General features: G+C 65.5%; 9 protein-coding genes. 8 read left to right on the top strand and 1 reads right to left on the bottom strand.

From position 1 onward, the window contains the following. Nucleotides 1-86: 86 nt before the first annotated feature. Nucleotides 87-5,966, bottom strand: a complete 5,880-nt coding sequence (locus E3T46_RS16370; protein ID WP_134579358.1) for a peroxidase family protein — start codon at nucleotides 5,964-5,966, stop codon at nucleotides 87-89. Nucleotides 5,967-6,224: 258 nt separating this feature from the next. Between E3T46_RS16370 and E3T46_RS16365 the strand changes: the two genes are divergently transcribed. The 8 genes from E3T46_RS16365 (at nucleotide 6,225) to E3T46_RS16335 (ending at nucleotide 15,271) form a co-directional block, all read left to right on the top strand. Next, nucleotides 6,225-6,956, top strand: coding sequence for a TetR/AcrR family transcriptional regulator (locus tag E3T46_RS16365; protein ID WP_134579357.1), 732 nt, complete (start codon nucleotides 6,225-6,227; stop codon nucleotides 6,954-6,956). Between the two features lie 74 nt (nucleotides 6,957-7,030). Then, entirely contained in the window at nucleotides 7,031-8,212 is a 1,182-nt protein-coding gene (locus tag E3T46_RS16360; RefSeq protein WP_241980857.1) for an acyl-CoA dehydrogenase family protein, read from the top strand. Nucleotides 8,213-8,251: 39 nt separating this feature from the next. Beyond that, nucleotides 8,252-8,425 carry a hypothetical protein gene (locus E3T46_RS18630; protein ID WP_241980851.1) on the top strand — a complete coding sequence of 58 codons (174 nt, stop codon included), beginning with the start codon at nucleotides 8,252-8,254 and terminating at the stop codon, nucleotides 8,423-8,425. A gap of 3 nt (nucleotides 8,426-8,428) precedes the next feature. After that, entirely contained in the window at nucleotides 8,429-8,629 is a 201-nt protein-coding gene (locus E3T46_RS18625) for an AMP-binding protein (RefSeq protein WP_277870989.1), read from the top strand. Nucleotides 8,630-8,715: 86 nt separating this feature from the next. Further along, on the top strand, nucleotides 8,716-10,083 hold the full coding sequence (locus E3T46_RS16350; RefSeq protein ID WP_134579355.1) for a hemolysin family protein: 1,368 nt from the start codon (nucleotides 8,716-8,718) through the stop codon (nucleotides 10,081-10,083). After that, nucleotides 10,076-11,131: a hemolysin family protein gene (locus tag E3T46_RS16345; protein WP_092448079.1), complete on the top strand. Its 1,056-nt coding sequence runs from the start codon at nucleotides 10,076-10,078 to the stop codon at nucleotides 11,129-11,131. Before E3T46_RS16350 ends, E3T46_RS16345 begins: the two co-directional genes overlap by 8 nt. Nucleotides 11,132-11,170: 39 nt before the next feature. Next, nucleotides 11,171-13,639 (top strand): excinuclease ABC subunit UvrA, encoded by a 2,469-nt coding sequence (locus tag E3T46_RS16340; protein ID WP_134471057.1) that lies wholly within the window; start codon nucleotides 11,171-11,173, stop codon nucleotides 13,637-13,639. A 174-nt stretch (nucleotides 13,640-13,813) separates the two neighbouring features. Continuing rightward, nucleotides 13,814-15,271, top strand: a complete 1,458-nt coding sequence (locus E3T46_RS16335) for an MDR family MFS transporter (RefSeq protein ID WP_134579354.1) — start codon at nucleotides 13,814-13,816, stop codon at nucleotides 15,269-15,271.

The following is a 15,271-nucleotide window of genomic DNA, read 5'->3' as shown; positions in this document are numbered from 1 at the left end:
AAGGCTTTGTGCTGTTCAGCTGTAGTGGTGGGACCGGCCGGCGACTGGATTCAGTCGCCGGCCGGGTGAAGCGGATCAGGTATTTCCTAGAGCAGGGCGCCGGTCGTGAACGTCCAGGTGCTCGTCACGAACGGGTTCCCGATCAGATCTCGAACGCTCGCGGTGCCACCGATGATGGTCACCCGGTATTGAACATTGGAGGTCAGGGTCACCGAGGGGTTGATCGTCAACACGTTCGTGGTGGCATTGAACGCCGACGAGGTGGTGACGACCGCGCCGGTGGAGACCCGGGTGATCTGAACCGTGGTCGCGCTGACTCCGGTGATGTCTTCGCTGAAGGTCGCGAGCACGTTGGCGTTCCGGCGCACCCCGGTGGCTCCCGAAGCGGGAGTTCTCGTGGTGATCCTCGGAGCCGGACCGGTGATGAATGACCAGGAACTGGCCACCATCGTATTTCCGGCCGCGTCCCGAATGCCCGACAGAGTAGCCGTGTAGCTGCGGTCGGCGAGCAAAGTCGCACTCGGGTTCAACGTCGCGACTCGAGTCGTGGCGTTGTAGCTGACCGCAGCTGCGATCACCGTCGTCCCGAGCCGCAGCACGAACGTCGTTCCGCTGACCCCGGCAACAGGTTCACTGAACGTCGCCGTCAGATTGCCGGTCTGGCTGACCGAGCGAGCACCGGACGCCGGCGTGCGTGCGATCACCGTCGGGAGCACGAACTCCGTGCGCGGCGTGACCGCAACCGAACGAGCGGATGCCGCTCCGATGCCGACCGCGTTGATCGCGGAGACATCGAAGGTGTACCCGGTACGGTTCGTCAGCGACCCGATCACCGTGCTGGTGACGTTGGCCACCGTCGCGGTGGCAGCAGCCGTTGCTCCCGTTCCGACGAAGGTGCGCACCCGGTAGCCCGTGATCGGAGCCTGGTTGGCCACCGGTGCCGGGGCGGCCCAGTTCACTGTCGCCGATGCGTTACCGGCAACCGGGACTCCGATCACGGGAGCTCCAGCTACCACCTGCACCACCGGAGCGGTCGGGGTGACTACCACTGACCGGGCCGAGGCCGCTCCGGTGCCGACCGCGTTGAGCGCGGCGACGTCGAAGGTGTACCCGGTTCCGTTGGTCAGAGCGGTAATCGTGACGGTAGAGACGTCAGCGACCAGCGAGGTTCGGAACACCGTGGCGCTCGTTCCTTCGTAGGCGCGAACCCGGTAGCCCGTGATTGTCGCCTGGTTGGCCACCGGCGTCGGGGCCGTCCAGTTCACGCTCACCTGGGCGTCACCGGCGACCGGGGTTCCGATCGTCGGAGCTCCCGCGACCACCGGTGCCGACGGAGTCACCGCGTTGGACTGTGCCGAGAATGCGCTCGTCCCCTCCGCGTTGGTCGCCGATACCTGGAAGGTGTAGCTGGAGCCGTTGTTCAGCCCGGTGACCACCAGGTTGAACGCGGTTCCGGCTGCGGTGCGGAGTGCACCGAATTGGTCTCCGAACGAGTCGAGCACCCTCACCGAGAAGCTGGTGGCGATGCCGGTCGGCGACGCGGTCCAGTCCACGGTTGCCTGCCCGTTGCCGGCAATGGCCGCACCGATGGTCGGGGTTCCGGGAGCCACGGTGTCGCTGAACTGCAGGCGCTCGATGTTGCGCAGGGTGTCTGTACCGTCGGTGCCGCGGTTGTCGATCACCGTGGTGACCGAGCCCGCAGAACCGAGAGTGCCGTCGCCGCCGGTCGTCGTCACCTCGTAGTCGCTGGTCAGACCAGAGAACTGCGCGCTGTCGATACCACCCGTTCCGTCGAGGATCTCGCGGACAGCCACGATGTTGCCCGGGTTGACCGCGCCGGCGAAGACAGCCTCCTGCAGGGTCGGTCCGGTGAGTCCACCGGCGCCGTCAGACAGGTACTGGCTGGTCATGGCACTCTGGTTCGTGCCGTTGATGCTGGCACTGCCGATCTCCGTCGCCGGATCGTTCGGGTTGGTCCGAACGCTCAGTCGAAGGCTGAGGTACGCGTCACCGTCGATGATGTCGTCGGCTCCTCGTCCCTCGATCAGGTCGCTTCCGCCGCCGCCGAGGAGCACGTTGCCGGCGCCCCAGACGTTCGGGCCGGTCAGGATCGGGCAGTCACCCTGTGCCGACAGTGCGACAACGGATGCCAGCGTGGTCGTGAATTCCGGAATCAGCGCGTCGAAGCCCGCAATGCGGTCAACTCCGGCCTGGTCCAGAACGTCACAGCCGATGAAGCCGCCGCCACCCACAGCACTGGGAACAAGGTCGTCACCACGCAGGATGTCATTCAGCTTCCAGCCGGAAAGTGCCTCGACTTCATTGAACTTGTCGCGCACACCGACCTGCAGAATGTCGAGGGGCGCGATCGGCAGGGCCAGATCGGCGTCCTGCGCCTGCGGGTCACCCTGGCCGGTCGACCAGTCGTAGCCGGACCCGCCAGCGTTCTTTTCGATTCCCGGACCGGCAACGCCAATGTCGTCGCCACCCTCCATGTCGTAGTCATCATCGCCGCCCTGGCCGATCATGAAGTCGTGACCGGGCTTCTGTGAGTCGTCCAGGAAGAACAGATTGCTACTGTCTCCGATCATGAGGTCGGGTTGGTTGCCGCCCTCTTCCCAGTCGTCGCCACCGTCACCGAAGGCCGCGTCGAGGCTTTCACCGAGAATGATGAAGTCGTCGTCAGCGCCGCCGAAGGTTTCGTTGGCATTGGCTCCACCGTTAGTGAAGTCCTTGCCCTCGCCACCCATGATGATGTCGAGTCCGGGACCGGCGTCGATCGCGTCGTTGCCGGGGCCACCCTTGGGCACGTCGTCTCCGGCAAGGTCGGTGATGATGTCGTCACCTTCACCGCCGAGAGCCACGTCGGCTCCGCCACCACCCTCGATGACGTCGTTGCCGAGGCCACCCCAAAAGGTGTCGTTGTCGTTGCCGCCGAATACCCGATCCACCTGGGCGGTGCCGTTGTAGACCGCCTGGCCGTTGATGCCGGTCGGGTCGACCGTGTTGCGGGCACGGTACTTGATCGTGCCGTCGGGCATACGAATCAGCAGCGCTGTCTCGTCACACTCAGACTGCGTGTCGTTGGCGACGGTATTGCCCGAAGCCTCGAAGCCGGCAACGGTTCCAGCCAGGTTCTTCAGCTCGAACTTGCAGTCAGCCGTGGCGAAGGGATCGGCCTTCAGAGTGTGCGCGTTGGTATTGCGCATCATGAGCTCGGCAAAGGAGTTGCCCTCCAGCTGGGTACGGAGGTTCATGCCGGGCGTGCGGGCCAGGTAGTACAGTCGGTCACCGTTTTGCAGGTCGGTCATCTGGTTTTCGAACACATAGTTGAACGTCGTGCCGAGCAGGCCACCGAACGGGGTGGTCATCTCCGCAAGGCCACCAACCCAGAGGTCGACCTCGTCGAGCCCGGTGATCGAGTGTGTGCCCGAGTTGGCCCACGCTCCCGTGCTGTTCATGAAGTCCATGGCGCCGTCCGGAGAAACTTCCAAAGCCAGGGCGTCCGGGCTCACGATCAGTCGCGCGGCGTCGCGCTTGCCGTCGAGCGTGGTTGCTCCCGTGATGGTGGGGAACTGACCATAGGCGGCCACGAAGTTGATCAGCGATTCCGGGTGCTTGAGGTTCTCCCCGAAGTCGATCCAGTTCGTGTAGGGCTTGAGCGCCCCGTCGTTGGTCTTGTTGAACAGGTCGCGGCGGAACACGTTCAACCGCGGCACGCCTTCCGAACGCGCACGGGTCATGTTGATCGTTGCCAGGTCGAGCGGCAAGCCGAGCAGGTCGTTGCGCAGCGTATCGGTGACGAACTCGTCGAGTTCGTTACCAACCTGGTCGCTCATACCCATGATGATGCTGCCGGCTGCCTCCTCGGAGGTCAGCTGACCATCGGGCCCACCGTCGGTATACGAAGGCGGGTTGAGGAACCCCTCGAGCAGGGAGATGTCGTTCAGGCTGCCCTGAACGTCGTCACTCGTGCCGAACTCGCCGTCGGCGCCGGGCTTGCCCTCGTTCGTACGCGAGATCGTCTCGGTCAACATGGAGTGCCCGAAGCGGTACACGGCGTGAGCGAACTCCGCCTTGACCGCGGGGTTGATCTCGGTCTGCGTGAACGCGAACGGTTCGAACGGGTTAATTCCCGGCTGCACCTTGCGCGCGAATTCCTCGAACACGAGGTGCTGGTATTCCATCTCGGTGATGAATCGAGCAGCCTGAAACAGACGCTCGCCGTTCCAGCCGGCGGCCCCACTGGCCAACTTCCACTCGGCCAGGGCCGCAACGCCCTTGGCAGAAGTGTCGTTGGTCAGGGTGTTCTCGATATCGTCCACCAGGCGGTCGTGCTCCGAGTGGAAGACCTGGTGAATGGCGGTCAGGCCGATGTTCTCGTTGACGCGACCGTCTCCGGCGATGAAGTGCGCGTTGAGCATTTCATCGTCGTAGGTTCCGGCCGGCTGGCTGGCGAAGTCAGCGGATGCAGTCGAGTTACCGTCCGGGGTCAGTCCGGCTTTCGGCTCCGCGTTGTGCGCGATGTCGGTGAGGAACGGGGTGTTGAAGTACAGCACGTTGCTCGGAACGGCCACGGGGTTCGCCGGGTCACCCTCGACCAGGCCGGTCGCGGTGGCATACTGCGGCATTCCGCGCAGCGGTCCCGGGATGAACTTGCCGTAGGCATCCACTGCCAACATCGGAATGTTGGTGACGTTCTGGTCGACGAGCAGGAGTCCGAGCACGTTCGCGGCCTGGGCCTTGGCGGTCGCCCAGGTGGCCATACCGCCAGCTGTGGGTCCGGCCGGTCCGCCGAGCAGCTTGCCGGTGGCAACCGGTCGATTTCCCTCGGTGACGTACTCGCGCAGAAATACTTGGTGCGAGGCGTGCGAGGAGTAGGTCTGGCTCTGGTCGATCCAAGGCGAGTTGGTGTTGAGGGCATCCCGAATGTCGTCGGCGCTCTCATCGGCCGGGGTGGACGGGTTATCGCCCGCGACGCCGTCGGCTCCGGGCTGGTTCTGGCCGCGGGTCAGCACCATAAAGCGCAGGTTCGGGTCGAGGTCGTCAGCGTTGCCGAACACGTGGTCCGGCCCGGCGACCAGCGGGTCATCGGCCTGCAAGGGCACGAAGACGGTGCCGCCGCCCTTGACCGTCTGGTCAATGCCATGGTCGAAGAACTGGCCGAACAGGGTGAACAAGGAGTTGTATGGCGGCGAGAGGCCGACGTCGGTCGTCACATTCGGCATGAACAGCGTCTCGTGGGAGGGGATACAGCCGGCCGGAACGCCGAATGGCACGTCCGGGCTCGGGTCGGTCGTGCAGGCCACAACGCCCTCATTGCCCTGGGTCCGCACCGGGTTTCCGGCGGCAGCGATGGCGGCCGGGTTGGTCGAGGTCTGATCGACGATCAAATTGCTGACCGTGCGCGGCTCCGAGTCGAAGACGAGGCCCTTTTTCTGGGCGTAGGAGGTCGGGTTCGGCGGTCCGAAGCCGGAGGGAGTGACATCCGCTGCGGAGAAGACCGGCGTCGCCAGGCGCGGGAAGACCTGGTCGGCGGCGCCGAACTGGTCCTGGCCGGGCTGCAGGTTGTTGCAGGAACCGTCGACGGTGCGCAGACCGAGTGAGAGCAGCGGGCTAGCGATCTGGTTGGCGCCCGTTCCGACCAGGGCGCCGCAGGGGCCGGTAGCCGAGGTGGTGTTGGCCACGTGGGCTTCGGCGATCTTGATCTGCTTGAGAATGTAGGCGAGGTCAGAAACCGTGACGGCGAAGCCCTGACCGACTGGGGCAACGACCGCCTGCGCGGGGAGTGCGGCCGTCAGGCCGAGTCCGGCGTAGAGTACGGCGGCCATGCCGGCGGCGAGGATGCGCATGGGCTTGCCGAAGACTCGCTGGGATCTTCCACTGTCCTGGGAAGGTGGACTACCTCGCATTCCGGAGGAATTGCTGTTGCTGCGGACGATTCCCTTACCTTCGAACCTGCTCATGACACACCTATCTCCTCAGGGTGAGCGAATGGTGCAAGCGTGCTTCGCGGGCCTTATGGAAACCTTGTGCATTCGCCGGTACATCCACCCGAGCCGCAATCTGCCCCGGCCCGCCCCTTCACTTGCCGGGCCCGGGCCCGGCAAGTGGGCCCACGATAGAACATGGGCCCAGCGACCGGGCCCGGGCCCGGTCGCATTCCTTTGGCGGGCAGGGCGGCGCGACGGCCGCCCACCGTTCCGTGCTAATTTCGCCAGACCATGTCTGATCCGTCTGCACCAGCCACCCTCACCCCGGTTTCCAGTTCGCGACCAGCGGATGCCCGCAGCCGCGTCGCCGTCGCCGACATCGCCGTCGGCCTGTTCCACACCCAGGGATACGAGGCCACCAGCGCGGCCCAGATCGCCGCCGCCGCCGGGGTGTCCCGCAGCACCTTTTTTCGACAGTTCCGGTCGAAGGACGACGTGATCTTCGCCGATCATGATGAGCTGCTCGAGCAGATCGGCGAGTATTTCACCCGCGAACACGTTGACCCGTGGCTGGCCGTGTGCGACGCTGCCGCGCTCGTGTTCGAGCGGTTTCGGGAGCGCCTCGAGGTCGTGCGGGTGCGCGACCGGGTGGTGCGCCAGACATCCGTTCTGCGCGACCGGGAAACGGTCATGGTGTCGCGCTACGAGAAGACCTTCTCGGCCTATCTGCGGCGACGGCTGCCGCAGGTCGACCCGGTGCTAGCCATTCAATTCGCTGCGGCGGTGACGGCCACGCACAATTATGAGCTGCGCCGCATGATTCGCGCTGCCGGAACAGAACGGATGCTCGATTCGGCAGGACTGGCCGCCCACCTGCAGGCGGTACGCACTCGCTTTGCCCCCGGAGGCGTGGCCGAGGCCACCCCGGCCAGCGAGCTGCTGGTCGCGGTGTTTCCGGCCTCCGCCCTGCCCGACGACGTCGCCCGGGCGATCGCGGGCCGGTACCAGTCGGGCAGCATCTGACACTACGTGTCACTTGACCTGAAACTCAGTGTCAGGTAGAACTGTAGTCACACCCGCTGCTGCGAAAGGCAATGATGCCCGATTACGATGTGTCCGCCCCGCTTGACACCGACTATTACGGCGTCTTCGCCGATGTTCCCGAGGCGGATCGGGCCTTCTGGGGCCGGGCACGTACCTTTGCGGTGGAGACGCTCGACGAGCTGAGCGAAGCCTGGGACAAAGCGGAGTACCCGCTGCACCTGGCTCGCCGCCTCGGAGACCTCGATCTGCTCACCGACGGCGTGACCGGCCCCGGCCTCACTCCCATGTCTCCGCTCGCGGCGGGCCTGGTCAACATGGAAATCTCCCGCGGCGATGGTTCGATGGGCACCGTTGTGGCAGTGCAGGGCGGGCTCGCCCTGCGCAGCATCGCCATGTTCGGCAGCGACGAGCAGAAAGCCACCTGGCTGGTGCCGCTGGCCCGGGCCGAAAAGCTCGGTGCCTTCGCCCTGACCGAACCGGACCACGGCTCGGATTCGGTGGCCTTGGAGACCACCGCCCACCGAGACGGTGACGAGTGGGTGATCAACGGCGAGAAGAAGTGGATCGGCAATGGCTCGGTCGGCGACGTGACCGTGGTCTGGGCCCGCGACGACGACGGCAACGTGCGCGGATTTCTGGTCGATCAGTCCCTGCCGGGCTACCACGGTGAGACGATGCTCGGTAAGGGCTCCCTGCGCGCCGTGCACCAGGCCCGCATCACGCTGACTGACGTGCGCATTCCGCTGGACGCCGTCCTGCCGGGCACCCATACCTTCAAGGACACCGCTGTCGTACTGTTCGCGACCCGGCTCGGTGTGGCCTGGTCGGCTCTCGGACACGCCACCGCGGTGTTCGAAGCCGCCCTCAACTATGCCCAGCAGCGGGTGCAGTTCGGCAAGCCGATCGCCGGTTTTCAGATCGTGCAGGAACGCCTCACTCTCATGCTCTCCGAACTCACCTCGATGCAGTTGCACTGCATGCGCCTGGCCGAACTCGACGCGGCCGGAACGCTGCGCCCGATCCAGGCCAGCCTGGCCAAATTCCACAACACCCGGGCGGCGCGCTCGCTCGCGTCGCTGGCCCGCGACATGCTCGGTGGCAACGGCATCCTGCTCGAAAACCACGTTATTCGGCACCTCGCTGACATCGAGTCAATCCACACCTATGAGGGCACCGAGAGCATCCAGTCGCTGCTCATCGGACGTGACCTCACCGGGGTCAGCGCCTTCCACTAGCCCCACTTCGGTGCATCTTTCCGGACACAGGAGCCCCACGTGATTGACACCAAGACCAGCTCGCCCAACGATTCACCGCTCACACCGATGCGATTTCTCCAGCGCAGCGCTGAAGTATTCCCAAACAAGGATGCGATCGTTTACGGCGCTCGGCGCTGCAGCTACCTAGAGTTCGCGCAGGCCGCCGAGGAGCTGGCCCCCGCCATCCGCTGACGTATCACGACGGGCGACCGGGTTATATTCCTCGCGCCGAATATACCCGAGATGCTAATCGCCCACTACGCCGTTCCGCTGGCCGGCGGGGTGATCGTCGCGTTGAATTCCCGGTTGGCCGGGCCCGAGGTGACCACCCCGGCACCCGGGCCCGGTCACGGCCGAAACGCGGCGAACCGGCGGTTTGTCAGCATCCGTCTGTAGGTTTATAAACACAATGGAAGACCCTCCCTCGCATAAACCCTCGCCCGCCACCACCGACATGCTTCTCGATCTGAGAGGAGCACAATATGTATGAGTGGATCATGGTGGGCGTAGGACTCCTACTCACCGTCGGAACGGGAATTTTCGTAGCCTCCGAGTTCGCCTTGGTTACGCTCGACCGCAATGAGCTCGAAGTTCGCCGCGATCGCGGCGAAAAGCGACTCGGTCCGACTATCAAGGCGCTCAAGATCACCTCGACGCACCTGTCGAGCGCCCAACTGGGCATCACCCTCACCACGCTGCTGACCGGATTCACCTTCGAACCAGCCATCCGGTCGCTGCTCAGCGGGCCGCTGACCAGTGCGGGCGTACCGGCCGGCGTCGTGCCGCTGCTGGGAACGATCATCGCGATCTCGCTCGCGACGCTGTTCTCCATGGTGATCGGCGAGCTCGTTCCCAAGAACTTCGCCCTCGCCGTGCCGTTGGCAACCGCGAAAATCGTCGTGCCGGCCCAAACCGTGTTCACGGCCGTGTTTAAACCCGTCATTCTGCTGTTCAACAACACGGCCAACGCGATCATTCGCCGGTTCGGCATCGAGCCGAAAGAAGAACTCTCCGGTGCCCGTAGCGCCGAAGAGCTGAGCTTTCTGGTGCGCCGCTCAGCCCTCGAGGGGGTGCTGGACGACGACCACGCCGCCATGCTGCACCGCACCCTGCGGTTCTCCGACCATTCTGCTGCCGATGTCATGACCCCCCGGGTGCGCATGGCTTCCGTTCATGTCACCGACACGGCCGAGGCCGTTGTGCGTCTTGCGACCAGCACCGGCTACTCACGGTTCCCCGTGATCGACAGGAACGCCGACGACATCGTGGGCGTATTGCACGTGAAACAAGCCTTCGCCGTTGCACTAGATGAGCGGGCCACGGTGACCGCTGCCGACCTGAAGGCCCCCGCGCTGCGCGTTCCCGAGACCATGGGCGTAGATTCCCTGCTCGCCGCTCTGCGCCAGCAGGGGTTCCAGATTGCCGTGGTCGCCGATGAATACGGCGGAACCGCCGGCATCGTCACCCTCGAAGACCTCGTCGAAGAACTCGTCGGCGAGCTGGAAGACGAGCATGATCGGGCCAAGGCCGGCGTCATCCGCTCCGGACGGTCGGTCGTGTTCGACGCGGCCTGGCGCCCCGACGAGCTGTTCGACCGGGCCGGCGTCACCGTGCCGACCGACGGCGACTACGACACGGTCGGCGGATTCCTCGCCGATCAGCTCGATCGCATTCCCGAACTCGGTGACGAGGTCGCCATCGAGGGCGGCGTGCTCCGCATCGACCGCGTCGACGGCGTACGCGTTCACCGCGTCCGCTACACGCCCGTCGACCCCGAGACCGATCCGAGCCTCGCCACCCCGCACGACCGCATCGTCAATAAAATTCAGAAAGACCTGATTCATGAGTAGCGCCGATTTAACCGCGTACCTGCCCGGACTGATCTGGCTCGTCGTGCTGTTGGTGGTGAACGCGTTCTTCGTCGGCGCCGAATTCGCCGTCATCTCCGCCCGGCGCTCCCAGATCGAACCGCTCGCCGCCCAGGGCAGCAAGGCCGCCAAGACCACCCTGTGGGCCATGGAACACGCCACACTCATGCTCGCCACCAGCCAGCTGGGTATCACTGTGTGCTCACTGCTCATTCTGAACGTCTCCGAGCCGGCCATTCATGGTCTGCTCGAATACCCGCTCGCGGGCACCGGCCTCTCCGAGGGCATGATCAGCACGATCGCCTTCAGCTTCGCGCTGATTCTGGTGACCTTTCTGCACGTTGTCTTCGGCGAGATGATTCCGAAGAACATCTCGTTCTCCGTTCCCGAAAAGGCCGCCCTCATTCTGGCGCCGCCACTCGTGTTCGTGGCTCGGGTGTTCAACCCGATCATCTTCAGCCTGAACTGGCTAGCCAACGGCGTGCTCCGCCTGTGCAAGGTCGAGCCCAAAAACGAGGCGACGAGCGCGTTCACCCTCGACGAGGTCGCCAGCATCGTGGAGCAGTCCACCCGCGAGGGCATGCTGCAGGATGCCTCCGGCACGCTCACAGCCGCGTTCGAGTTCACGGCGAAAAAGGTGTCCGACGTGCAGGTGCCGATCGAATCGATGGTCTGCCTGCCCTCCACGGCCTCACCGGCCGACATTCAGCGGGCCGTCAGCCAACACGGATTCTCGCGGTACATCCTCACCGACGACGACGATCAGCCGACCGGCTACCTGCACCTCAAGGACGTCATGGATCTCACCAGCGGCGACACCTTCACTCAGCCGGTACCGAGCAAACGGCTGCGGCGTCTCGCATCCGTCTCGTGTGACAGCGAGCTGGAAGACGCGCTCGCGTCGATGCGACGCCTCGGAGCGCACGTAGCGACGTCCTTCGACGCCAACGGCACCGTGACCGGTGTGCTCTTTCTGGAGGACATCATCGAAGAGCTCGTCGGTCAGGTCGAGGACGCCACCTCGATCTGAGCCGCGCGGTTCCCAATCGAGCGAACTACACTTGCTCGGATGCTTAGTGAAAATCAATCCGAGGGTTTCGTGCGGGTGCGCGGTGCCCGCGAGAACAACCTGCGCAATGTGAACGTCGATGTGCCCCGCGACGCCATCGTGGCCTTCACCGGCGTTTCGGGCTCCGGCAAATCCTCGCTCGCCTTCGGCACCATCTTTGCCGAGGCTCAGCGCCGTTTCTTTGAATCGGTAGCGCCCTACGCCCGTCGGCTCATTCAACAAGGGCATACCCCGCACGTCGATGAGATCACCGGCCTGCCCCCGGCGGTCGCCCTGCAGCAACGACGCGGTACACCGAGTTCCCGTTCGAGCGTCGGCACGGTCACCACGTTGTCTAACTCGCTCCGCATGATGTATTCCCGTGCCGGCATATATCCAGCGGATGCTGCCGGTCGCCTCGAATCCGACTCCTTTTCACCGAACACCGCGATGGGTGCCTGCCCGCGCTGCCACGGTCTGGGTATGGCGCACACGGTCAGTGAAGCATCGATGGTGCTCGATCCCACCCTCAGCATTCGCGACGGCGCCATCGCGGCCTGGCCCGGTGCCTGGCAGGGCAAGAACCTGCGCGACATCGTCGCGGTGCTCGGCTACGACATCGACCTGCCCTGGCAGGACCTGTCCAGAGCCGACCGGGACTGGATTCTGTTCACCGAGGAACAGCCGGTGGTCGAGGTCGTGCCGCAGCGCGACCGCATCGCCAAGCCCTACCAGGGCCGGTTCTGGAGCGCCAAGAGTTTCGTACTGCACACCCTCGCCGACAGCAAGAGCCCGAACGTGCGGCAGCGAGTGTTGCGCTACGTCGATACCGGCCCGTGCCCCGACTGCGGTGGCAGTGGCCTGAAGCCGGAAGCCCTCGCCGTCACCGTGGCCGGTCACTCGATCGCCGAGCTCAACGCCCTGCCGATGACAGCTCTGGCCGATGTTCTGCGGCCGATTGTGTCGGGCGACTCTGTGTCAGAGGTGGCCGTCACCCTGGCCGGGGACCTGCTGCGCCGCATCGATGTACTGCTCGAACTGGGCCTCGGCTATCTGGCCCTCGGCCGCTCGACCCCCACGCTCTCGCCGGGCGAGATGCAGCGGCTGCGCATCGCCACCCAACTGCGCTCTGGCCTATTCGGGGTGATCTACGTGCTCGACGAGCCCTCGGCCGGTCTGCACCCGGCCGACGCCGAGCCGCTGCTGCTCGTGCTCGAGCAGCTCAAGCTCTCGGGCAACTCCGTCTTCGTGGTCGAACACAATATGGACGTCGTCGGACGCGCCGATTGGGTCGTCGACGTCGGTCCTCGGGCCGGCGAGGGCGGCGGCGAGGTGCTCTACAGCGGGCCGACCGCGGGGCTGGCCGAGGTCGACGCCTCCGTCACGCGGCGCTACCTGTTTGCTGCGGACCGGGAGCCGGTGGCGCGGGGCGAGCTGCGGCATCCGCTTGGCTGGTTGGGCCTGCACGACGTGACCCGGCACAACCTGCAGGGTCTCAATGCGCAGATTCCGCTCGGGGTTTTGACGGCCGTCACCGGCGTCAGCGGCTCGGGCAAATCCACCCTGGTCAGCCAGGTGCTCGCCGAGGCCGTCGGTCGACACCTGCACCCCGATCCCGACGACGTTCCGGTGCTCGATCTGGGCGACCCCGATACTGAAGTCGAGTTCGACTCGAGCCCGGTCGCCGCGGTCACCGGCCTCGAAGCCGTGGATCGCCTGGTGCAGGTTGACCAGAAGCCGATCGGCCGCACCCCGCGCTCCAACCTCGCCACCTATACCGGCCTGTTCGATGCCGTTCGAGCCACCTTTGCCGCCACCGACGACGCCAGGGCGCGCGGCTTCACCGCGTCACGGTTCTCGTTCAACGTGGCCGGCGGCCGCTGCGAGACCTGCCTCGGTGAGGGTTTCGTGGCGGTCGGACTGCTCTTTCTGCCGGGCAGCTACGCGCCCTGCCCGGACTGCGGGGGCTCGCGCTACAACCCCGAGACCCTCGCGGTGACCTACCGCGGCAAGAACATCGCCCAGGTACTCGGCCTGACAGTGGATGCCGCACTCGACTTTCTCGAAGACGTCCCCGTCGCCGCGCGCAGCCTCGAAACCCTGCGCGAGGTGGGCCTGGGCTATTTGCGACTCGGGCAGCCGGCCACCGAGCTTTCCGGCGGCGAGGCCCAGCGCATCAAGCTCGCGACTGAGCTGCAGCGCGCCCGCCGCGGCCACACCCTCTATCTGCTCGACGAGCCGACGACCGGGCTGCATCCGGCCGACGTCGAGCTGCTCCTGCAGCAGCTCGGACGCCTGGTCGACGCCGGCAACACCGTCGTCGTGGTTGAACACGAGATGGACGTGGTCGCCGCCGCCGATTGGGTGATCGACCTCGGCCCGTCCGGTGGCGACCAGGGCGGCCAAATCATCGCGGCCGGCACCCCCGCGACCGTGGCGGCCCACCCGACCAGCCGCACGGCGCCCTATCTCAAGCTCCGCCTGGCCTAAATCGCGCGCCTCATCCGGTTCGCGGTGGCTAATTCGCGTGCCCAGGAATAATTCACACCCTGCAAAACGCTGCACCTAGAGGCGCACACAGCAAGCCGGCTCGGGGGGCGGCCGCCGCTCATTTTCGCATGTTGTTTTATGCATATTTTTTTCGTACCACTGTCAGGACCAGTTATGACCACAACAGCCAGCGTGCCCACAACCACGGTGGACCACCGCCCCGATGCCGATGCCAAGCGCAACCAGCTGGTGATTCGGCTGCTGCTGGTCTCGGCGTTCGTGGTCATTCTGAACGAGACCATCATGGGTGTGGCCCTGCCGCACCTCATGGACGACCTCAGCATCACGGCGACCGCCGCGCAGTGGCTGACCACGGCGTTCATGCTCACGATGGCCGTGGTCATTCCGATCACCGGTTTTCTCATTCAGCGTTTCAACACCCGCCCGGTGTTCATCGCCGCGATGACCCTGTTCAGCACCGGCACCCTGATCGCCGCGCTCGCTCCCGGCTTTGAGGTGCTGCTGCTCGGCCGCATCGTGCAGGCCAGCGGAACGGCCATTATGATGCCCCTGCTCATGACGACCGTGATGACCCTCGTCGCACCCAGCTCCCGCGGCAAGACCATGGGAAACATTTCCATCGTCATCTCGGTCGCCCCGGCGATCGGCCCGACCATCTCGGGCATCATCCTCAGCGTGCTCGACTGGCGCTGGATGTTCATCCTGGTCTTGCCGATCGCCATCGGCGCCCTCGTCCTCGGCGCCTCACGGATCCAGAACGTGACCACGCCGCGCCAGATTCCGATCGACGTGCTCTCGGTCATCCTCTCGGCCTTCGGCTTTGGCGGGTTCGTCTACGGTCTGAGCAACCTGGGCGGCGCAGCAATGGCCGGCTGGCTGCCGCTCGGCGTCGGCCTGGTTGCCCTGGCCCTGTTCGTGCTGCGCCAACTGCAGTTGCAGCGCACCGATCGTGCCCTGCTCGACCTGCGAGTGTTCACCTCGCGCACGTTCACCCTGTCGATCTCCATGCTCAGCATCAGCATGCTGGCCCTGTTCGGCACCATTATTCTGCTGCCGCTGTACATGCAGAACGTGCTCGGCATGACCGCCCTCGCTACCGGGCTGCTGCTGCTGCCAGGAGGGCTGACCATGGGCCTGCTCGCGCCGTTCGTCGGCCGTATCTACGACCGTCGCGGCCCGACCATCCTGCTGGTTCCCGGGTCGATCCTCGTCAGCGCGGCGTTCTGGGCGATGACCAGGATGGGCGAGACCACCGAACCGTGGATGCTCATGGTCGCCCACATCGGCATGAGCGCCGGCCTGTCCCTGCTGTTCACACCGCTGTTCACCTCGGGTCTCGGCTCCCTGAGGCCCAGCCTGTACTCCCACGGCAGCGCGGTCGTCGGCACGGTCCAGCAGCTCGCCGGAGCCATCGGCACGGCCCTGTTCATCGCCGTGATGACCTCGCAGTCGGCCGCGCTGATCGCGCAGGGCGTCAACGAGGTGTCCGCGACGGCCGCCGGTATTCGCGGTGCGTTCCTGTGCGGCGCGATCATCTCGCTGTTCGCCATTCCGGCAGCATTCCTGGTAAGGCGTCCGCCGCTCGGCGCGCCGGTTCCGATCGGGCACTAG

Source organism: Cryobacterium sp. Hh11, from assembly GCF_004404045.1.
Taxonomy (GTDB): domain Bacteria; phylum Actinomycetota; class Actinomycetes; order Actinomycetales; family Microbacteriaceae; genus Cryobacterium; species Cryobacterium levicorallinum.
The sequence above is the reverse complement of the archived record's forward strand: the minus strand, read 5'-3'. Positions and strand labels throughout refer to the sequence as shown.